General features: G+C 61.5%; 20 protein-coding genes and 1 pseudogene. 13 read left to right on the top strand and 8 right to left on the bottom strand.

All coding sequences use genetic code 11. The features are described from left to right. Nucleotides 1-11: 11 nt before the first annotated feature. The 3 genes from HP556_RS30615 (at nucleotide 12) to HP556_RS27205 (ending at nucleotide 5202) form a co-directional block, all read left to right on the top strand. Nucleotides 12-362, top strand: a complete 351-nt coding sequence (locus HP556_RS30615) for a hypothetical protein (RefSeq protein ID WP_175369255.1) — start codon at nucleotides 12-14, stop codon at nucleotides 360-362. Nucleotides 363-895: 533 nt separating this feature from the next. Continuing rightward, nucleotides 896-2026, top strand: coding sequence for an efflux RND transporter periplasmic adaptor subunit (locus tag HP556_RS27210; RefSeq protein WP_175369254.1), 1131 nt, complete (start codon nucleotides 896-898; stop codon nucleotides 2024-2026). 8 nt (nucleotides 2027-2034) lie between these two features. After that, entirely contained in the window at nucleotides 2035-5202 is a 3168-nt protein-coding gene (locus tag HP556_RS27205; RefSeq protein WP_175369253.1) for an efflux RND transporter permease subunit, read from the top strand. A 42-nt stretch (nucleotides 5203-5244) separates the two neighbouring features. Here HP556_RS27205 and HP556_RS27200 read toward each other — a convergent pair whose 3' ends face one another. The 5 genes from HP556_RS27200 to HP556_RS27180 all read right to left on the bottom strand — a co-directional run bounded on the left by HP556_RS27200 (nucleotide 5245) and on the right by HP556_RS27180 (nucleotide 11207). Further along, on the bottom strand, nucleotides 5245-7437 hold the full coding sequence (locus tag HP556_RS27200) for an SLC26A/SulP transporter family protein (protein ID WP_175369252.1): 2193 nt from the start codon (nucleotides 7435-7437) through the stop codon (nucleotides 5245-5247). A 175-nt stretch (nucleotides 7438-7612) separates the two neighbouring features. Continuing rightward, the gene (locus tag HP556_RS27195; protein WP_175369251.1) at nucleotides 7613-8530 is read right to left on the bottom strand and encodes a phosphoribosylaminoimidazolesuccinocarboxamide synthase; all 918 of its coding nucleotides are present in this window, start codon (nucleotides 8528-8530) and stop codon (nucleotides 7613-7615) included. Between the two features lie 66 nt (nucleotides 8531-8596). Then, nucleotides 8597-9514, bottom strand: coding sequence for a pirin family protein (locus HP556_RS27190; protein ID WP_175369250.1), 918 nt, complete (start codon nucleotides 9512-9514; stop codon nucleotides 8597-8599). A gap of 104 nt (nucleotides 9515-9618) precedes the next feature. Further along, nucleotides 9619-10221, bottom strand: coding sequence for a 3-keto-disaccharide hydrolase (locus HP556_RS27185; RefSeq protein WP_175369249.1), 603 nt, complete (start codon nucleotides 10219-10221; stop codon nucleotides 9619-9621). Between the two features lie 65 nt (nucleotides 10222-10286). Next, entirely contained in the window at nucleotides 10287-11207 is a 921-nt protein-coding gene (locus tag HP556_RS27180; protein ID WP_175369248.1) for a LysR family transcriptional regulator, read from the bottom strand. Between the two features lie 72 nt (nucleotides 11208-11279). Between HP556_RS27180 and HP556_RS30535 the strand changes: the two are divergent. Both HP556_RS30535 and HP556_RS30345 read left to right on the top strand, forming a co-directional pair. Then, nucleotides 11280-11555 (top strand): annotated as a pseudogene (locus HP556_RS30535) (YjiS-like domain-containing protein); the annotation flags it as partial. A gap of 96 nt (nucleotides 11556-11651) precedes the next feature. After that, the gene (locus HP556_RS30345) at nucleotides 11652-11939 is read left to right on the top strand and encodes a DUF1330 domain-containing protein (RefSeq protein ID WP_246297943.1); all 288 of its coding nucleotides are present in this window, start codon (nucleotides 11652-11654) and stop codon (nucleotides 11937-11939) included. Between the two features lie 6 nt (nucleotides 11940-11945). On the opposite strand, the gene HP556_RS27170 is transcribed toward HP556_RS30345, so the two are convergent. Next, nucleotides 11946-13310, bottom strand: coding sequence for an MmgE/PrpD family protein (locus HP556_RS27170; protein ID WP_175369246.1), 1365 nt, complete (start codon nucleotides 13308-13310; stop codon nucleotides 11946-11948). Nucleotides 13311-13439: 129 nt separating this feature from the next. Between HP556_RS27170 and HP556_RS27165 the strand changes: the two genes are divergently transcribed. Then, a complete protein-coding gene (locus HP556_RS27165; protein WP_175369245.1) occupies nucleotides 13440-14579 on the top strand; it encodes an FUSC family protein in 1140 nt (379 codons plus the stop codon). Here the strand turns inward: HP556_RS27165 and HP556_RS27160 are convergent. After that, nucleotides 14563-15105 carry a hypothetical protein gene (locus tag HP556_RS27160; RefSeq protein WP_210269350.1) on the bottom strand — a complete coding sequence of 181 codons (543 nt, stop codon included), beginning with the start codon at nucleotides 15103-15105 and terminating at the stop codon, nucleotides 14563-14565. The two genes, HP556_RS27165 and HP556_RS27160, sit on opposite strands and share 17 nt — an antisense overlap. A 7-nt stretch (nucleotides 15106-15112) precedes the next feature. After that, the gene (locus HP556_RS27155; RefSeq protein ID WP_175369243.1) at nucleotides 15113-15586 is read right to left on the bottom strand and encodes a DUF2867 domain-containing protein; all 474 of its coding nucleotides are present in this window, start codon (nucleotides 15584-15586) and stop codon (nucleotides 15113-15115) included. Between the two features lie 158 nt (nucleotides 15587-15744). On the opposite strand from HP556_RS27155, the gene HP556_RS27150 reads away from it, so the two are divergent. From HP556_RS27150 to HP556_RS27120, 7 genes are all read left to right on the top strand, one after another. Then, nucleotides 15745-16704, top strand: coding sequence for a tripartite tricarboxylate transporter substrate-binding protein (locus HP556_RS27150; RefSeq protein WP_175369242.1), 960 nt, complete (start codon nucleotides 15745-15747; stop codon nucleotides 16702-16704). Between the two features lie 93 nt (nucleotides 16705-16797). Beyond that, nucleotides 16798-17172, top strand: coding sequence for a nuclear transport factor 2 family protein (locus HP556_RS27145; RefSeq protein ID WP_068729987.1), 375 nt, complete (start codon nucleotides 16798-16800; stop codon nucleotides 17170-17172). 241 nt (nucleotides 17173-17413) lie between these two features. Continuing rightward, nucleotides 17414-19072, top strand: coding sequence for a cytochrome-c oxidase, cbb3-type subunit I (ccoN, locus tag HP556_RS27140; RefSeq protein WP_175369241.1), 1659 nt, complete (start codon nucleotides 17414-17416; stop codon nucleotides 19070-19072). A gap of 2 nt (nucleotides 19073-19074) precedes the next feature. Next, nucleotides 19075-19815 carry a cytochrome-c oxidase, cbb3-type subunit II gene (gene ccoO / locus HP556_RS27135; RefSeq protein ID WP_170849621.1) on the top strand — a complete coding sequence of 247 codons (741 nt, stop codon included), beginning with the start codon at nucleotides 19075-19077 and terminating at the stop codon, nucleotides 19813-19815. 2 nt (nucleotides 19816-19817) lie between these two features. Further along, nucleotides 19818-20003 (top strand): cbb3-type cytochrome oxidase subunit 3, encoded by a 186-nt coding sequence (locus HP556_RS27130; RefSeq protein WP_210269349.1) that lies wholly within the window; start codon nucleotides 19818-19820, stop codon nucleotides 20001-20003. Further along, entirely contained in the window at nucleotides 19994-20875 is an 882-nt protein-coding gene (gene ccoP, locus HP556_RS27125) for a cytochrome-c oxidase, cbb3-type subunit III (RefSeq protein WP_175369239.1), read from the top strand. Before HP556_RS27130 ends, ccoP begins: the two co-directional genes overlap by 10 nt. Continuing rightward, nucleotides 20872-21087, top strand: a complete 216-nt coding sequence (locus tag HP556_RS27120) for a hypothetical protein (protein ID WP_246297921.1) — start codon at nucleotides 20872-20874, stop codon at nucleotides 21085-21087. The genes ccoP and HP556_RS27120 overlap by 4 nt, the downstream gene beginning before the upstream one ends. Nucleotides 21088-21090: the final 3 nt, after the last annotated feature.

Raw genomic sequence — 21090 nt, 5'->3', positions numbered from 1 at the left:
CAAGAACGCTGGTGCAAGCCGGCGAAAGTGATGCGCTGTTGCTGGCCAGGCATTGCACGATGCGGCCGCCACCAGGCGCTATGCCGCCGCAGAGCGATCTGATGTCGCCACCGCATGCTGATCTCATCACAAGCAATTCTTCGCGTGGCCGCATCGGCCGCAGCACGATGGCTGCAGGAGCAGCGGCGGCGGCAGGCGCAGCGGTTGTGGCTGCCGCAGCAGGTGGCGGGGCTGTGCTTTTCACTGCCGCCTTTGGTGCAGCAGTGGCGGGCGCGGGCTTGGTAGCCGGTGGTGTTGCTTCTGTCTTGGGCGCTGCAGCAGGCGTTGGCGCGGTGGCCTTCGGTGCCGCAGTTGGCGCCTGAACTGCGCGCACCGCGCCCGCACATCCCGCAGAAAGACTAGCCATGTTCTTTTGCAGGCATTGCAGCGACGCTTCTCCACCAAGAGGAACGCTTGAGCAATGCGCGATGTAATCCGAGCGACACTGCGTCTTGATCGCGTCACGCTGCGCCTGGCTCGGCGCTTGCGCAAAGGTGGGGCTCGCGATTGCGATTAGAATGATAGTAGCCATCGATACGCGATATCGCGCGGCCAAGCCGAACATGAAATTCATCGCTGAAATCCTCGTTGCTACCGCCCGGTTAGTCAGGGCAACTGCGTAAAATCTTCAAGAAGCGTGAGTTCTGAAAGGCATTCGCAAAACAACTTCGGTCCGACATCATTTTACGGTTTCGGTTTCACTACAAGTGGATTGTTGCTATTGATGCGGGCGGCTGTCGTTTTTGGCCAAGGCTTTTTTTGAGAGTCTTTTGATTGAGGCAGGACAATGCGATTTGTGCGCGCCTGTTCATCTGGACCGAAAACCCGCATTGAGCAGCTGCAGCATGTCACGGTCATGCGTGTTTCAAGCATCGCGCTGGCGAGTCTCTTTTTAAGTGCCTGCGAGCAAAACACTTTCGTGCAGCCACCGCCGCCGAAAGTTGAGGTGGCGGTCCCTGTGCAGCGCGGCATCACGCGCTTCCTCGAAGCGACAGGCAATACAGCACCGATCAAGAATGTCGATCTCGTGGCGCGCGTTCAGGGCGTTCTGCAGTCGATCAACTACCAGGACGGCTCCTTCGTCAAGCAAGGCACCACGCTGTTCACGATCGAGCCTGAGACATACCAGTTGAAGCTTGAACAGGCGCAGGCTGCGGAAGCCGGTGCGCAGGCGTCTGCAAAGCAGGCGGAATCGGATTTCAAGCGCCAGTCGGACCTCGTATCCCGGCAGGTTGTTGCGCAGTCAACGCTCGAGCAGTCGACGGCGACACGAGAAAATTCACAAGCCAATCTGCAGCAGGCGCAAGTCAACACTAAAATCGCGGCCGTCAATTACGGTTATACGAATGTCATTGCGCCATTTGACGGCATCGTCAGCGCACATCTGGTGTCGGTTGGCGAACTGGTTGGTGTCGCGTCGCCGACCCAGCTTGCGACGATCGTGCAGCTCGATCCGATTTATGTGAATTTCAACGTCAACGAACAGGACGTTCTGCGCATCCGGGATGAAGCCCGGCGACGCGGGCTGACGGTGAACGATCTCAGGCAGCTGCCGATCGAGATCGGACTGCAGACCGAGACTGGTTTTCCGCACAAGGGCCAGATCGACTACATCTCGCCGACCATCAACCAGTCGACGGGTACGCTGCCGGTGCGAGGTGTTTTGCCAAATCCGGATCGCATCCTGTTGCCGGGTTTTTATGTTCGCGTGCGCGTGCCTATCGACCAGCAGGACAACGCCCTGCTGGTGCCGGATGTATCGCTCGGCAGCGATCAGGCCGGGCGTTATGTGCTGGTCGTGAATGGCGACAATGTCATCGAGCAGCGCAAGGTCGTCACCGGCCCGCTGGAAGGTGAGCTTCGCGTAATTGAAAGCGGTCTGAAGCCGGATGATCGCATCGTCATTGCAGGCCTGCTGCGTGCCATTCCGGGGCAGAAGGTCGATCCGCAACTGAGAAAGATCGAAGCGCCGACCCCGACCAAATAGGACAGGCCATGATTTCGAAGTTCTTCATCGAGCGGCCGGTCCTGTCCAATGTCATCGCGTTGCTGATGATCCTGATCGGCGGCGTCTCGCTCTATGGCCTCGCAGTCGCACAATATCCGGACGTGGTGCCGCCGACCGTCCAGGTGACGACGCGCTATCCCGGCGCCAGCGCCAAGACCATCGTCGACACGGTGGCGCTGCCGATCGAGCAGCAGGTGAATGGCGTCGAGGATATGCTCTATATGCAGTCCTACAGCGCAGCGGATGGCACCTATTCACTCACGGTCACGTTCAAGATCGGCACCGATTTGAATTTTGCGCAGGTGCTGGTGCAGAACCGCGTATCGAGCGCGCTGTCGTCGCTGCCGACCGCCGTGCAGAATCAGGGCGTGACCGTTCAGAAGAAATCGACGGCGATCCTGTTGTTCGTGACACTGACGTCGCCGAAGGCGACCTATGACAGCCTGTTTCTGAGCAATTACGCCACGATCAACATCCGGGACGAGTTGTCGCGTCTGTCGGGGGTCGGCAATGTGACGGTGTTCGGCGCCGGCCAGTATTCGATGCGGATATGGCTGGATCCGAGCAAGCTGCAAGTGCGCGGGCTGATGCCGCAGGATATCATCCAGTCCATCCAGCAGCAGAGCCAGCAGGTTTCTGCGGGGCAGATCGGCATGCCGCCGACGCCCGCGGGGCGGGCCTTCCAGTACACACTGAATATCAACGGGCGGCTGGATGATCCCGGTGAATTCGAGGACATCATCGTCAAGACCGGCGACAATGGCGATGTCACCCGGGTCCGTGACGTCGGACGCGTCGAATTGGGTGCGCAGACCTACAGCCAGATCTTTTCGCTCAACCAGAAGCCGGCCGTCGGCATTGGCGTATTCCAGTCGCCGGGCGCCAATGCGCTCGAGGTGGAGAAGGCTGTCGAGAAGAAGATGGCGGCGCTGGCCATGCAATTTCCCGACGACATCAAATACGACACGCCGTTCGACACCACGAAATTCGTCCAGGCATCGATCAACGAGGTCTACAAGACGCTCCTCGAAGCAGGTTTGCTAGTGCTGGTGGTCATCCTGATCTTCCTGCAGGACTGGCGCGCGATGCTGGTGCCGGCGACCACTGTGCCGGTGACGATCATCGGCGCCTTCGCGGCGATGGCGGCGCTCGGTTTCACCATCAATCTGTCGACCCTGTTTGCCATTGTGCTGGCGATCGGTATTGTCGTCGACGATGCCATCGTGGTTGTCGAAGGCGCGGCGTACAATATCGAGCAGGGCATGTCCGGCCACGACGCGGCGATCAGCGCGATGGACAAGCTGTTCGCCCCGATCATCGGCATCACGCTGGTGCTGATCTCTGTGTTCTTGCCGGCGGCATTCCTGCCCGGGCTGACGGGGCGCATGTATGCGCAATTTGCACTGGTTATCGCGGCCACGGCGCTGCTCAGCGCCGTCAATGCGGCCACGCTGAAGCCGACACAATGCGCATTGTGGCTGCGCCGCCCGGTGCCGCCGGAGAAGCGCAATTTTTTCTATCGTGGGTTCAACAGGGTCTACGATCGGCTCGAACGGGCCTATGCCGCTCTGATCGGTCGCATGGTCGCGCACAGCAATCTCTCGGTTGTCCTAGCATTGATCCTGATCAGTATTGGCGGTTACGGCCTATCCCGGATTCCCACCGGCTTCATCCCGATCGAGGATCAAGGTTATCTGCTGGTCGCAGTCCAGTTGCCCGATGGTGCCGCGCTGGATCGGACTCAGCGTGTACTCGATCGGGTCAGTGAATTGGCCGCGAAGACGCCAGCGGTGGAACAGGTGGTTACCATCGCCGGCATCTCCGCGCTCGACAGCAGCTCCAGCCTGGCCAATGCCGGTGTCGCCTATCTGATCCTGAAAGAATGGAGCGAGCGCGGACCGGGACAGGATCTTCGTTCGTTGTTCGTTGGATTGAACGAGAGCCTGTCGGTGATTCCAGAGGCGCGCATTCTGGTGATCCCGCCGCCTCCCATTCAGGGCATCGGCAATGCGGCGGGCTTCGCCATGCAGATCGAACTGCGCGATGGCAACGCCGATTATAACAAGCTGCAAGCGATCACCGGCGCGATTGTAGCTAATGCAGAGACGCAGAGTGCTTTGCAGCGCGTCAGTTCGCCGTTCCGGTCGATGGTGCCGCAATTCGATATCGAGATCGACCGCATCAAGACCCAGACCCTACATGTCACGACGGATCAGGTGTTCTCGACCCTGTCGTCCTATCTGGGCTCGTCCTTCGTCAACCAGTTCAACAAGTTTGGCCGCACCTTTCAGGTCTACACACAGGCAGATGCCAAATTCCGGCTGACTGCCCGGGACATCGAGAACCTGATGGTCCGCAACCAGCAGGGCAACATGGTCCCGCTTGGCACCGTGGCGAAGATTACGCCTGCCGTGGGGCCGTCGCTGATCAGTCTCTACAATCTCTATCCGACGGCGACGGTGATCGGCCTGCCGGCACAGGGCTACAGCTCCGGGCAGTCCATGGCATTGATGGAGCAAATCGCGGCGAAGACGCTGCCTCCGGGAACGGGCTTCGAGTGGACGGCGATGTCGTATCAGGAAAAGATCGTCGGCAATCAGCTCTATTATGTGTTCGGTCTTGCGCTGCTGCTCGTCTATCTGGTGCTCGCCGGACAGTATGAAAGCTGGTACGCGCCGATTTCGGTGATCCTGGCCGTGCCGCTGTCACTGCTTGGCCCGATGGCGGTGCTCACCGCGCTGCGGATCGAGAACAATCTCTACACCCAGATCGGCATTATCCTTTTGATCGCGCTGTCAGCGAAGAACGCGATCCTGATCGTTGAGGTGGCGATCGAACTGCACGTGCATGATCGCAAGCCACTACTGGAGTCGGCGGTCGCAGCTGCACGTGCGCGATTCAGGCCGATTCTGATGACGTCCTTCGCCTTCATTCTCGGCGTGCTGCCGCTGGTGCTCGCGACCGGCGCCGGCGCCAACGCCCGCAAGTCGATCGGCATCACCGTATTCTCGGGCATGCTCGCCTCGACCTGCCTTGCCGTCCTGTTCGTTCCGACCTTTTTTGTCGTTGTCCAAAGGTGGGAGAACTGGCGCGCCAGCCGCAAGGCAACGAAACCTGCCAATTCGGCCGTCGGTGTCGGCGGCTCCAACTCGTAGACGATCGCGACGTCCGTTTCAGATGCGCTGTGTCGGCTATTCTTACCTTCGCAGCACGGCGATCATCCGGCTCGCAAAAGCCAGCCTCTCCGCCATCACAGACACGAAATAAGTCAGCAGTTTCTGGCTCAATGCCGGATGGTTCTGCTTGATGTCCTCGAAGGCGTCGGCGCGCAGCAGATACAGCACGCTGGCGATCTCTGCCTGGATGGTGGCGCTGCGCGGTGCATAGGCGACAAGGCCCATTTCGCCCACCGTCGTGTAACGCCCGAGGCTGCGCACCCGCGTCAGCTTGCCATCGCCCGCCGGCACCATGATGCCGAGTCGGCCGTCCAGAATGAAGTGCATGGAATCGGCAGCATCGCCAGCCTGAACGATGATCTCGCCGGCAACGACCTCGACGCGCTGGCAGCGTCGCATCAGTTCTTCGGAATCGTCGGCGGTGCGCAGGATCTTGGTGAACCAGTCGCGCAAGTTGGCTTCTTCTTCCGCGAGTCCACGATGTCTGACGATCACCTCGTTCTCGCACCACTCCAGCGCATGATCGAGTTCGCCCATAACCTTCACGGCGTCATCGATGAACAGGCTGGCGCGCAAATTGCGATTGGCTGAGGGATGAAGATTGGCGAGCACCAGCGTGGTGCCGTGGCCTTCGGCGATGCGCTTGATCTGGGCGAAGCTGTGGGCTGCCGACGAATCGATGCCCGTCACCAGCTTGAAGTCGAAGACGAGATAGCGGCACTCGGGATGACGGCGCAGCAGCGCCTTGACATGCAGATAGAGCCGGTTGGCCGAGCCGAAGAACAAATAGCTCTGCAGGTTAAGGCCCTGGATTTCGCGGCCGTGCGCCGCCAGCGTACGCTGATCCTCAAGTGATCGATCGAGCGAACTGCGATATTCCGAGCCATCGAAACCGTATTTGATCGAGGATACCCGCGATACGCTGAGCGCAAAGGTGGCGCAGCCGATCACGATGCCGATCAGCACTCCGGCTACGAACCCCCATGTGAGAATAATGATGATGATTGCCAGCAGGGACAGGTAGTCGAGCAGCGACAGCCGCTTGCGGGAGTCGACGATCCAGCGATGAAGTTGCTCCAGGCCGAGATACAGCAGCAGGCCACCGAGCACGAAGCGCGGCATATAGGCCAGGAGCGCGGGGTCGACGACGAGCATCAGCGCGGCTGCCGCAGCGACGGTGAGGCCCGAAAGCCGCCCCGTGGCACCGCTGTTGCGATTCAGGAGCGAACGGCTGATCGAGATGCAGCCGGCATAGCCACCGAGCGCGCCAGCCAGGATATTGGCCGCCCCGGTCGCATTGAGCTCGCGTTCGATATCGGCTTCCCGATGTGCGGCGACTTCAAGGCCCGTCGTATTGAACAGGGTGCTCACGGCCGTCACGAAGATCACAGCGATGAAATTGCCGATGAGTCCGGGCAGCGCTTGCCATGGGTAACCGTCGCTGAAGAACGCCCAGGGTAAGGTCAGGTTGGCCTTGGGCGGCGATGCGAAGGTCCAGCCCATAGCCTGGGCCTCGATCACGGACACGCCTGCGATCCGGAAGACGAGATGAGCCGTTATGACGCTCCCGAGAAGAATCATCGGCAGGCCCAGTGGCTTACGGGACCGATGCCAGGTCGCATAGATGGTCAGTGCCACGGCTGCCGCGGCCAGCAACTCGTAGATCGTCATCGGATTGGCGAGTTTTGTCAGGTTCGCCCATTGCAGCTTGTAGCCGGTGATCACCTGAATGGCGCCGGCGACGATCAGGCAGGCGGTGGCTCCGAGAAATCCACCGATTACCGGATAGGGCACATAGCGGATCGCGCGTCCCATGCGGGTAACGCCGAAGCCGCACAGCACGATGCCGGTGATGATCGTGGCCGAGGACAGGGTGATAAGTACCGGGCCGAGCAACGCAGACGGCGCATCGGCCGTAACGATGTGTTCGACTAGGGCTGCTGCCAAGATGGCGGTGACGGCTGCGGTGGAGCTCTCGGGGCCGGCGACCGCGAAGGGGAACGAACTGCCAAGGGCGATCACGGCGGCTATGACGCTTGCAGAGATGAAGGTCGCGGCGATGCCGTAGGGCAGCAGCGAGGCCAGCGGTCCGGTGAAGATCAGCACCGAATAGGACAAGCCGAAGCTGATGGTGAGGACGCTGGCAATCAGGCCGCCGAACACGTCGTTGCGCCAGGCGCGCAACACGTCCGGGCTGACAAGGGTGTCAGTCATGGGCGGCTAACCTTCGCAATAACGGCGATGAGGGGGGCGGGCCGGAAGTATGTCACGCGCGAACCTGTAGGAGCGCTGCGCGACAGGCGCAACCGCCGCCGTCTCTGGTAGACGACGGTGAGATGTACGGACAAGACTATTTTTATGACAGTCCGAGGGAAAGACAGTCAGTTTGTTAGTTGATGACCAGCTCCGTGCCGGTCAGGCGGCGATAAGCCTCTAAATAGCGCTTGCTGGTGGCGTCGATCACCTCAGGGGGCAGCGGCGGCGGCGGGGCTTCACCGTTCCAGCGGCCGGCGCGGCGCTCGATATCGAGATAGTCGCGCAGCGGCTGCTTGTCGAAGCTCGGCTGCGACTGGCCCGGTCTATAGACGTCAGCGGCCCAGAAACGGGAGCTGTCCGGGGTCATCACCTCGTCGATCAGGATGATGCGACCGTCGGCCTCCTTGCCGAATTCGAACTTGGTGTCGCCGATGATAATGCCGGCCTCGCGGGCGATCTCTTCACCCTGGGTGTAGACGGCGCGGGTCATGCTCTCGAGCGTGAAGGCATCCTCCTCGCCGATGATCTCGCGCATCCGGGCGATGGTGATGTTCTCGTCATGGCCGGTCTCGGCCTTGGTGGCCGGGCTGAACACCGGCTCAGGGAATTTCTGGCTTTCAAGCAGTCCGGCTTCCAGCTTCTCGCCGGCCAGCGTGCCGCTCGCGGCATATTCCTTCCAGGCCGAGCCCGAAATGTAGCCGCGGATCACGCACTCGATCGGGAACACGGTGGTGCGGCGGCACAGCATGGCTCGACCGGCCAAGGCGGCGCGGTGACCTGCTAGAGCCGGCACCTGCCCGATGATCTCGTCGGCGTCGGCGGAGATCATGTGATGCGGGACCACGCCGCCGAGCTGGTTGAACCACCAAGCGCTGATCTGGGTCAGTACCGCGCCCTTCATCGGGATGGTCTCGTTCATGACAACGTCGAAGGCGCTGATGCGGTCGGTGGTCAGCAGCAGCACGCGGTCGTCGCCGACGGCATAGATATCGCGCACCTTTCCGCGACCGATCTTGGGGAGGGGCAGGTCGCTGGTGGCCATCGTGGTCATGTCAGGGTCTTTCGAAAGCAGAGTCGTCCGGCGTCTGGCCGGCGGCGGTATGATGAAGGAGTAAGTCTATTCCGGCAGCGGGATGAATTCGTGTTCGTTGGGCACATGGGCGAAGCGGCCGGTTTTCCAGTCCTCTTTCGCCTGCTCGATGCGCTCCTTGCTGGAGGACACGAAATTCCACCACAGATGCCTCGGCCCTTCCAGCGCGTCGCCGCCGAGGAACATCATGCGGGTATTGCTGATAGCCTTGATGGTGATGGCATCGCCGGGCCGGAAAATCAGCAGTTGCGGCCCCTCATGGCGGTCGCCGGCGATCTCGATCTCGCCATCAACCACATAGACTGCACGTTCCTCATGGTCGGGATCGAGCGGCACGCTGGTGCCGGCCTCAACGGCCACTTCGGCATAGAACCATGGCGACACCATCGACACCGGCGACGCTTTGCCAAACGCCTTGCCGGCGATCACGCGTGCGGTGAAGCCCGTATCGGTGATGGTCGGCAGGCTGTCCGCGGCATAATGCTGGAACGACGGCGCGATTTCCTCGGAGCCTTTGGGCAATGCGATCCAGCTCTGCAGACCAAGCATCTTCTGGCCGTCGCGACGCTGCACATCCGGGGTGCGCTCGGAATGGGCGATGCCCTTTCCGGCGGTCATCAGATTCATGGCGCCCGGCTGGATCTCGCGGACATTGCCTTCGCTGTCGCGATGCATGATGGCGCCGTCGAACAGATAGGTCACCGTGGCCAGGCCAATATGCGGATGCGGCCGCACGTCCATGCCCTTGCCGGAGATGAACTGCATCGGGCCGAAATGGTCGAAGAAAATGAACGGGCCGACCATCTGCCGCTTGCCATGGGGCAGGGCACGGCGGACGAGAAAGCCGTCGCCGAGATCGCGGGTGCGCGGCACGATCACGAGCTCCAGCGCGTCGCAGGTCTGCGCGTCGCCGAGGATCGGATCTTCTGAAGGTTGCCAGCTCATGAGGGCTCCATAGGGTTGGGTCCATCATAGCAGCATTTGGCGGGGCGGGTAAAAGGGGCTCAGCCCGGATGGATCGCTCCGTCCGGACTGAGGAATGGCTGTGCTTACAGCGGTTTGATCTGGACCTTGCGGAATTTCACCACGCCGGAGCCGTATTGCAGGGCGATCGGGCCGGCGGCGTGCTTGGTGTCCTCGACATCGACGGTCTTTTCGCCGTTCAGGATGACCGTGAGCTTCGGGCCCTTCGCCGTGATCTCATAGGTGTTCCACTTGTCCGCCGCCTTGGGCATCGGATTGACCTTGGCCACATCGACGATGGCGCCGGTGCCATAGGACGGGTCGGGCCGCTTGTCGAAGATGTTGACCTCGTAGCAGGTCTTGCCGTCGATCACCTTCGGGTTATCGCAGCGGATGAAGATGCCGCTATTGGCTTCGGTATCGGTCCAGAACTCGGCCTTGATCTGGAAATCCTTGTAAGGCGTCTTGCTGACGAGATAAGCGAGATCCTTGCCGGACAGCAGCTTGTCGGCGGCGAGTGCCCCGTCCTTCATCTCCCAGTTGGCGTCGCCAACCTTGTCCCAGTCGCCCATCTTGGTGCTGTCGACCAGCGTGACCCAGCCGTCAGACTGGCTCATGGCAGGCTGGATTGTCGTAAGAGCCGCAACGCCGATAACGAATCCGGCCGCAATCGCTGTAACGCGCAACATAAAGGTCTCCTCCCGTTTGCTTTTTATTGGCGTGACGTTAGCCACGGGAGAATGCGGTTGTAAATCTACTTCACATTGTGCGGTGCGCTAACGCTTGATGCCTTGCGCTTAGCTGCAGGGCCGCGGGTGGTTCGTTCGTCCAGCAGCACTTTTTGCATCGCCTGGACGTTCGGCGAAGCCGCGCCCTTGCGCCAGATCAGCACGGTCTCGGCGTGGTTCTCGCCGCGCGGCAGGCGATGCACGGTGAGCCGCTTGCCCTCCGGGAATGTCGACAGCACGCTTTCCGGCAGCAGCGCGATGCCCATACCCGCGACTACGCAGCCGAGCATGGCGTGATAGGAGCCGAGTTCGATGGTGCGCTCGGGTATCTCGCCGCGCTTTGCATACCAGTCTTCCAGCCGCTTGCGATGCGGGCAGCCGTTCTCGAACACCAGTACCGCGCGCGGCGCGCTGTCCTTGCGGCCGATCGGCGGGTGGCGTGGCGACGACACGATCACCGGCTCCTCGTCGAACGCATGCATACGGTCGAACTGTGCGGCGGCAATCGGCTCGGCCACGAAGGCGGCATCGAGGTCGCCGGCGAGGATGCCCTTCGCGAGCGTCTCCGGATTGCCGATGCGCATTTCGAGCTGCACGTCGGGATAGCGGCGGTGAAATTCGTTGAGCGGTCCGGGCAAGCGCACCGCCGCGGTGCTCTCCATGGCGCCGAGGCGGAAGATGCCGCGCGGCTGCGGATCCTGCACCGCTTCGCGGGCCTCGTCGGCGAGGGCCAGCAGCCGGTCGGTATAGCCGAGCAGCGTTTGGCCTGCGGGCGTCAGATGCAACCGCTTGCCTTCGCGCACAAACAGCGTCGTGCCGAGATCGTCTTCGAGTTGACGCACCCGTGTCGTCACGTTGGACTGCACGCGATGCAGCCGCTCCGCGGCGCGCGTCACGCCGCCTTCGCGCACCACAGCGCGGAAGATGCGCAGCTCGGACAGATCCATGCATCTCTCCATGAGATCGAAATGATCTTGATTATTCATTTTATGGGATGAAAAGCGCCGAGTAAACCCGTCATGGCCAACGTCACTCATAAGCGGAAAGGGGCGGACATGATCGACGACAAACGCGAAACGTATGCGCACGACGTCCGTCGCCTGACGCCGCTGCAATGGACTGCGCTGAAGCGATCCATCATCCGCCGTGTCCATGCCGAGCGTGGCCGGATGTTGCGGTCGATCGCGATCGCTGCCGTCGCAGCCCTGCGCCGCGGCTGGCGCGGCCAGCGCGAGCGGCAACAGGCGCGCGACGAATTGCGCTCCATGAGCGACTACGAATTGCGCGATATCGGCGTGACACGCGCCGGCATAGATGCCGTGATCCGCGACGGCAATGACGATGCGACGCAGGATGCGCCACAACGATCATATCAAAACTGGAGAGCCATGATGTCGAAAGCCTACTGGATTGTCCGCGTCTCAGTGCGCGACGAGAGCCGTTATCCGGAATATCTCGCCGCGGCCAAGCCGGCGTTCGACAAGTTCGGTGCACGGTTCATCGTGCGCGGCGGCGCCTTCGAAACCATGGAAGGCGATGCCCGGGATCGCAATGTGGTGGTGGAATTCGCCGACCGCGCGACAGCAACCGCCTGCTATCGCAGCCCGGAATACGAAGCCGCCAGATCCATCCGGCAAAAATACGCCGAGGCCGATTTCATCATCATCGATGGCGCCTGATGTCCGTTACCGTCCCAGCGCCGTCGCCGTTGCCACGCGGTCAAAACTCTCAAGTGAGAGGATCGCATCCGCGAATTTCTCGGCGCGATTGTTCAGCACGGGACGGGCAAGCTGCAGGAATTTCTGCTGCATGGCGGCGGCATCGGGAAACGATGTCGGCTCGCCCGAGGGGTCGGCATAGATGCGCTCATGCACGCCGTCCTCGGTGGTGATGCTGACCCGTGCGCCGAACGGGTGGCGCTTGCCTTCGAGGCGTTCGTCCTGAACCACGTCGAAGCGGTCGGCCAGCGTGTTGATCGCGCTGTCGCCGAGGCGCTTGTAGTCGTCCCAGCCGAAGCTGCCCTGGTCGAGCGCCAGCGCGCCGGTGAAGAACATCGAGAACTGGCCGCCAACGATGGAGGTCGGATGGCGCTTGGTGGCGGCGTCGCCGGTCAGCGTGATGCCGTTGCGATGCAATCCAATCTCGACGCGCTTGACCTGCTCGGGCGTCAGATTGTGCTCGCGCCGCATCGCGACCAATGCGTCGATGGCCGCATGCGTATAGCGGCAGCTCGGATAGGGCTTGATGCCGATCTTCATGGTCTCATAGACCGAGCCGAGATCGGCCACGGCCTTCTCCGGATGCGCGTTATCGCTATAGCCAACCAGGAGGCCATGCTTGCCTTCGACGGATTCCGTCGCGCCGATGAAGTCGTTACGCGCCAGAGTCGCGGCGATCACGCCGTTCATAGCGGCGGCGCCGACCTGGTAGCGCTTGTTCCAGGCGCCGTTGACAAGGAATTGCAGCGAGCCCGCGGCCTGGCTACCCGACACGCCGAAGGCTGAAATCAGCTGATCCTTCGACAGCCCGAACAACTTGCCAGCTGCAGCCGCAGCACCATAGGTGCCGGCGGTGGCAGTGGGGTGGAAGCCCTTGGCATAATGCGAGGTCGGGTCGAGGGCGTTGCCCAGCCGGCAGCAGACTTCATAGCCGGCGACGATGGCTGTCAGCACCTCTTTGCCGGAGGCGCCGACCATTTCCCCGACGGCAAAGGCGGCGGGGACGACAGGGGCGCTCGGATGCAGCGACGAATCGGCATGGGTATCGTCGAAATCGAGCGAATGGCCGAGTGCGCCATTGAGCAGGGCGGCCACAGCCGGTGTCCAGGTCTTGCTGTCGCCGAACACGGTGGATTCGCCCTTGCCGTCCAGCGACAGGGCCTCCAGCATCTTCAGCAGTGAGGGGGTAGATTCGGCCTCGCTGCGGGCACGGATAGTGCTGCCGAGATAATCGAGGGTGAGGACCTTGGCGCGTTCCAGCACGTCCTGCGGAATGTCGTCGAATTTCAGGTCCGCGACATAAGCGGCAAGCGTTGCGGTCTCATTGGCCATTGTGTTTCCTCACTCTTGTTGAAATAGCCTTAGGCGGACCAAATCGGCGTTTCAAGCGGCCATGGCGACGCGTGGATCAGCCATGCTGAAACTGGTTCGTCAAAATCCGTTTCAGGGATCAATTCTGACATGTCCGCATCGAAGCGAATTCTCGGCTTCCTGAAACGGGTGGTTGCCTTCTTCCGGGCGCGCAAGGTCGAACTCGGCCTCGGCGTCCGGGTGACCACAGCGGCGCTTGCTGCGCTGATCATAGCCCTGACCGTCGGGCTGAAACTGCCGCTGTGGGCTGTGCTGACGGCGATCATTGTCACCCAGATGAGTGTCGGGCGGTCGCTGAAGGCCACGCGCGATTATCTGGTCGGGACCATCGGCGGCGCCATCTATGGCGGCGCGGTGGCGATTCTGATTCCGCATTCCAATGAAGGTGCGCTGCTCGCGGTGCTTGTGCTCTCCGTGGCGCCACTGGCCTTCATCGCGGCGATCAATCCGAGCCTCAATGTCGCGACCGTGACGGCCATCATCGTGCTGCTGCTGCCGATGATGAACCACAACACGCCGCTGGAATCCGCCATCGATCGTGTGCTCGAAGTCACGGTCGGTGCCGTCACAGGTCTTCTGGTGTCGTTCCTGGTGCTGCCGTCGCGGGCGCATAGCCAAGTCCGGGCCAGTTCGGCGGAAGCGCTCGATCTGATCGCAACGGCGTTGACCGAACTGCTGGCGTCATTGACGCGCGGGCGCGACAATGAGGCACTGCACCGGTTGCAGGACGGCATCGGCCATGCGCTCACCAATCTGAATGCGATCGGAGCCGAAGCCGAACGGGAGCGTGCCGCGCATTTGTCCCGCGGACCCGATACAGGTCCCTTGCTGCGTACGACGCTGCGGCTGCGGCATGACCTGGTCATGATCGGGCGGTCCACGGTGGTGCCGTTGCCATCCGCGTTGCAGGTCAGGCTGGCGGGTCCGCTGTCGCGGGTCAGCGATGCGATGACGACGTTTCTGCATTCGACCGCCGTAGCGCTGCGCAGCGGCACCGGCGCGCCGGCGATCTGGCCGGTGCAGATCGCACTACAGGCTTATGCAGGAGAGGTCGGTGCGCTTCGGCAAGAGGGGCTAACGCGCGGATTACCCGGCGATGTAGCCGAGCGCTTCTTCGCGATCGGCTTTTCGCTGGAACAGATGCGGCAGAATTTGAAGGATCTCGAACGTTGCGTCGCCGAATGGGCCGAGACGGATCCGGTGAGCAAGGAGCCTACTGACGCGATTTGAGCAATGCCAAGGCGTGGAGCTGCAGCTTTTCCGGGTCGCGCTCCCCGCGCGATGCTTCATCGAGAATACTGCTCGAGAGCAACTGCACGGCGTCCGATGAAATCCGCAGCGGCAATTCATCGAGGCAGCGATCCAGCGCTGTGGACATCGCAGCGACCGTCTCCGGGCCGAACGACTGGTTTCGTTGGTCGTCAGCTTGGGGCGCCAGATCGGGAGATGCGACGTCACGAATGCGGGCGGAAAGCCGCGCCGCCTCGGCGAGTACGCGGAGGTAAATCAATCCGGCCTCGCTGAGCGCCTTTTCATCGATCTGTCCTGACCGCGCCACGGCGACAATCCGCGCGGCAAGGCGGCGGCGGTTCTCGGGCGTATCCGCGGACTCGCCTTCATGCGTCACAAAGGGCTGCCAAGCGGCGTCAAACGCGTGCGCCAGCGTGACTTTCAGCTCGTCGTTCTGCGGATCGATCTCGGTAAATGGCATATGGGCTAACGGGCTGCGATGACCCAGGTTCCCCACGGCCGCCACGGCAAATTCAGCGCGTGACCTGCCGCAGCATGGAACGGACCACCATTCGGTGAAACGGCTTGATGACCGTCAGGTAGATACGTCCGAGCCAGTTATGCATCAGCACGACGGTCGTTGCCGTAACGCGCTGGCCGGTACCGTCCGCTGCGACATCGACCACGACGCGAAAATCGAGATGATTGTCATTGAAGCCTGCGACCAGACGCTGCGGCGTCTCGCTGAGCACAGGGAAAAAGCCGACCTTGTCGACATTGGCGTGACGCGCGGATTGCGCCGTCTTCAGCCCGAAGGGCGCAACGATCAGATCCCGCAGCCGCATCAAGGCGTCCACCCAGGGCGGAGAATGGCTGAGCATGCGGGTGGCGGCGTCGCGGGCGGTCAGGTCCGTCGTCTCGGTCGTGATACTGAAGGCGTCGGCGAATTGTGCGCCGGTCAGCAGGCTCTTGGTATCGATCGTTGGGTGAACCATGGAGATGGTCATAGGACCTCCGTAGACGTCAAGGAACGGCGCAGCACGCCGTCGGTTACGCCGCTCTGCAGCATAACATGTCTTTGCATCCGGCACCGGATACTCCCTAAGATCACGGAAAAATCAGGCAAAGATCTACTTAGACAAGACCTGGTCAGGGAGGATTTGGGATGGCTTGGTTCAGGCTTGCTCCGCTCTGTCTGGTGCTGATCGCGCCGCTGTGCGCATCCGCGCAGGATTATCCCACCCGCCCCATCACGCTCGTTGTGCCATTCGCTGCCGGCGGCAGTTCCGATGTCAATGCACGGCTGATTGCCGAACAGATGAGCCGGCATCTCGGTCAGCCCATCGTGATCGAAAATATCGGCGGTGCGGGCGGGGCCGTGGCGCTGGCTCGCGTCGCGCAGGCCCCGCCTGACGGCTACACCATCGTGCAGGGCAATAGCGGCACCAATACTGCGGTCTACCTGTTCACACCCGATGTGAAATTCGCGCCGTCGGATTTTGCGGGCATCGGCATGTTCAACAAGAGTTCGGCTATGGTTGCCATCCGGCGCAATTTTCCGGCCGACAATCTCGCGCAATTCATCGCGCATGCGAAACAGAATCCCGGCCGTCTCAATATCGGCCACTCCGGTGTGGGCTCGCAGAACTATCTGTTCTGCAAGGCTTTCGTTCAGGCTGCGGGCATCGATGTCACGCTGGTCGGCTATCGCGGCGGCGGTCCGGCCCTGAATGATCTGATAGGTGGGCAGATCGATGGCATCTGCGATTCCTCGGCGTCGGTGACGCCGGCCATCCAGAGCGGTCTCATTCGCGCGATTGCGCTGGCATCCAGAACGCGGCTGCCGCATCTGCCTGACGTTCCGACCGCCAGCGAGGCGGGGTTGCCGCAATTTGAAATATCCGGCTGGTATGCGCTGTTCGCGCCGAAGGGCACGCCTGCGCCGATCATCGGGAAGCTCAATGCCGCGATGCGCGCTGCCGTTGCCAATCCCGATTATCAGAAACGGCTCGACGATCTCGGCTCGATGCCCGCTGCAGATGCCGAAATGGCGCCGGCCTACCTCGCGGCCTTCGTGCCGCAGGAGATCGAACGTTTTCGAAAGATGCTGGGCGACAGCAAGTGATCTAAGGCCGAACCACCTATGCAACGGTATAGTATGGCCGTCATCGCTTTCGTGTTATAAGAGTTTCAGTGCGGCTGTCGGTGGGGGAATAACTTGGCTTACGATCGTTCGACCGTTGAAGCGGTGATCCAGCATTATTTCGACGGCCTCTACGAGGCTGATGCCGACAAGCTTGGCGCGATCTTTCATCCGACCGCGGATCTGCGCTGGGTCGAGAATGGCGAGCTGAAAGTGCTGACTATGCCGGACTGGATGGCCATGGTTCGTACGCGGACCTCGGGCAAGGTCGATGGCAAGACCCGCGATGACCTCATTGTCACCATTGATCGCTCCGACGACAAGACGGCCTTCATCAAGGTGCGTTGCCAGCTGCCGCCGCGTTACTTCACCGACTACCTGATCGCGATGAAGCTGGCCGATGGCTGGCAGATCGTCTCGAAATCCTATCGCTACGACGTGAAGGACTAACAGGCAAAGGCATCCTGTCTGCGCCTGTAAAAGAGACGCGCCAGGTTCGGTTGCGCGACATTGGTTGTAAGTATCAAAAATTGCGATTGATCCCGGTCGGAATCCGTTCGCGGGCTTGACCTAAGTCAATCGCTGTGGCGGCGGAGTGAGCTAGTCGTGATGGTGTGAGGATGCTCTGTGCCGATCGGGCGCTGCGCGTCCTGCCTGACGAGCGGCCGCGAGACGAGCAGGGGATGACCGGATGATCGCGCAATTGACCAAATCGGAGCGGCAGCTCGCGCTCATCATCCTGCTGGTTCTCACGATTTGCGGCCTCGCGATGGCGATCGCCGGCCGCCAGGACCCGCTCGGCGTCCATGGTGCGATTGTCATGCTGGCGGGGATCGCCGGCATCTTCGGTGTCATTTATGTCTATTACGAGCCAGAGCCGGACGAGGCCCGGCTGGCGCTATATTACGATGACCCTACCAAATTGGCGATCATCCTGGCGATGATCTGGGCCGTGATCGGCATGTTCATCGGCGACTGGGTTGCCTGGCAGCTGGTGTTTCCCAATCTGACGTTCGATGCCGGCTGGTCGAGCTTCGGCCGTATCCGTCCTGCGCATACCAGCGCGGTGATCTTCGGCTTCGGCGGCAATGGGCTGATTGGCACCTCACTCTATGTGCTCCAGCGCACCTCGCGCGCGCGGTTGCCGGATCAGATCAGCCCGTGGTTCGTGCTGCTCGGTTACAATCTGTTCTGCCTGCTCGCCGCCACCGGCTATCTGATGGGTGTCACCCAGTCGAAGGAATATGCCGAGCCGGAATGGTATGCCGACCTTCTGCTGGAAATCGTCTGGGTCGTCTATTTCGTCATCTATATGCGGACGCTGGCGCGGCGGAAGGAGCCACATATCTACGTCGCCAACTGGTACTACATGGCCTTCATCCTGGTGGTGGCGATTCTGCATACCGTCAATAATCTGGCGATGCCGGTCTCGTTCGGTCACGCCAAGAGCTATTCGGCCTTTTCCGGCGTGCAGGATGCGATGACCCAATGGTGGTACGGCCACAACGCCGTCGCTTTCTTTCTCACCTCCGGCTTCCTCGGCATGATGTATTACTATCTGCCGGTGCGGGCGGGGCGGCCGATCTATTCCTACCGGATGTCGATCATCTCGTTCTGGGGCATCACCTTCATGTATATGTGGGTGGGCTCCCATCACCTGCATTACACGGCGCTGCCGCAATGGGTGCAGACGCTCGGCATGACTTTCTCGCTGATGCTGCTGATTCCGTCCTGGGGCTCCGCCGGCAACGCTCTGCTGACGCTGAACGGCGCTTGGTACAAGGTGCGCGACGATGCGACGCTGCGTTTCATGATGGTGGCTGCGGTGTTCTACGGCCTCACCACGTTCGAGGGATCGTTCATGGCGATCCGTTCGGTGAATTCGCTGTCGCATTACACCGACTGGACCGTCGGCCACGTCCATGCCGGCGCGCTCGGCTGGGTGGCGATGATCACTTTCGGTTCGATCTATGCGTCGGTGCCGTGGCTGTGGAAGCGCGAGCGGATGTATTCGCCGGCGCTCGTCGAATGGCACTTCTGGCTCGCTGTCGCCGGCCTCTTCACATACGTCTTCGCGATGTGGAATTCAGGTATCATCCAGGGCTTGATGTGGCGCACCTATAACAGTAGCGGCACGCTCTCTTATTCCTTCATCGAGACAGTGATCGCGATGAAGCCCTATTACGTCGCGCGGGCGGTCGGCGGGTTCTTCTTCTTCGCTGGCGCCGTGATCGGTCTCTACAACATCGTCATGACCATCCGCACTGCTGGTCAGCCGGCCGATGAACGCGCCGCAGATCGTCCGGTGGCACAGCCCGCTGGCGTGCCTGCGCTGCAGCCGGGAGAATGACGATGGGTTTGTTCGGCCTGCACTACAAGCTCGAACGCAAGACGATGAGTCTTGCCATCGGCATCATCATTGCCGCCAGCATCGGCGGCCTCATCGAGATCGTGCCGCTGTTCACGATCCATCAGACCGTGGAAGATGCACCGGATATGCGCGTCTATACGCCGCTCGAAATCGCCGGCCGCAACATCTATATCCGCGAAGGCTGTTACGCCTGTCATTCGCAGATGATCCGCACATTGCGCGATGAAGTCGAGCGTTACGGGCCGTATTCGCTCGCGGTCGAATCCAAATACGATCATCCGATGCTGTGGGGCTCGAAGCGCACCGGACCGGATATAGCGCGTCTCGGCGGCAAATATTCCGACGAATGGCACGTCAAGCATCTGATCAATCCGCGCGACGTGGTGCCGGAATCCGTGATGCCGCCTTATGCCTATCTCACGCGCGCCAAGGCGCGGATCGACGATCTCGGCCTGCATCTGACCGCACTGCGCAAGGTCGGCGTGCCCTATACGGACGAGATGATCGCCAACGCGTCGAACGATGCCTATGGCCAGACCTCGCCAGATACGCCTTTCGCCGAAGGCGTCACCAAACGCTATGGCGAGGCGACCAATGTGCGCGCCTTCGATGGCCAGCCCGGCGAGCCGACCGAGATGGATGCGCTGGTCGCTTACTTGCAGATCTTGGGTAAGCTGACTGATGCGGCCCACAAGGCCAAAACGGCTGCGGCGGGAGAGTGACGATGGAGCACGAGGCCACCGTCTGGTTCGCGAAGTCCTTCGGGCTGTTCTATCTGATCGCCATGTCTGTTGGCGTGGTGGTCTATGCATATTGGCCGAAGAATAAGACGTCGTTCGACTTTGCGGCGCAGTCGATCCTCGACCCCTCTGTTGAGGACAAGCCGTACGAGGCGAAGCGATGGCAGTAGAGGAACGCGATCCCGTCTCCGGCTATCTCACCACCGGCCACGAGTGGAACGGCATCAAGGAACTGAACACGCCGGTGCCGCGTGCGGTGGTCTTCTTCCTCTGGGCGACCTTTCTCTATTCGGTCGTGTACTGGATCCTGATGCCAGCCTGGCCGCTGGGCGTGACCTATACCAAGGGCCTGCTCGGGATTGACCAGCGCAACATCGTTGCGGAACAGCTCAAGGATGCGGCCGCGGACCGCGCCAAGTGGAGCAAGCTGATCGAGACCGAAAGCTTCGAAGCTATCCAGGCCGATCCGAAGTTGATGAAGATCGTGCGGCAGACCGGCGCGACGTTGTTCGGCGATAATTGCGCTGCCTGTCATGGCCGCACCGCCGAGGGCGGCAACGGCTTTCCAACGCTGGTGTCGCAGGCCTTCCTGTGGGGCGGTACGCCCGATGCGATCGCCGAGACGATCCGCGTTGGCATCAATTCGCCGCATAAGGATTCGCGGACCTCGCAGATGCCGGCCTTCGGCCGTGACGGAATGCTGAAGCGCGAGCAGATCGACGATGTCGTCGACTATGTTCGCAGCCTGTCGAATCCCGCGGCGGCCAAGGCGATCGCGCCCGCGAAGCTCGCCAGCGGCAAGGCGATGTTCACCGACAATTGCGTCGCCTGCCACGGCGAGAACGCGACCGGCAATATCGAACTCGGTGCGCCGAACCTGCGCGACAATTTCTGGATCTATAGCGGCGACGCCCAATCGGTCTTCACGACTGTCTGGGGGGGCCGGCAAGGTCATATGCCGAGCTGGGATTCGCGGCTGTCGGCGCTCGATCGCAAGATCCTCGCGCTCTATCTCGTCAACCTCAGGGCTGCCGGGCCATGAATGTAGCAGCGATGAAGCACGTCAACGCGAAGGTCTGGATCTGGATGGCGGTTGCTGCCGCTCTGCTACTGGTGCTGATGGCTAATGCGCACATGGTCTATGTGGCGTTCTCGTCGCAGCCCGACTGTATCGATCACGTCAAGCGCGGCACCAGTGTCGCGGAAGCCGGCAAATTCAGTGCGGCATCCTCGTCATGCATGCCGCGTCGTTGAGAT

Origin of the sequence: Tardiphaga robiniae, from assembly GCF_013359755.1 — a bacterium.
Lineage (GTDB): Bacteria > Pseudomonadota > Alphaproteobacteria > Rhizobiales > Xanthobacteraceae > Tardiphaga > Tardiphaga robiniae.
The sequence above is the reverse complement of the archived record's forward strand: the minus strand, read 5'-3'. Positions and strand labels throughout refer to the sequence as shown.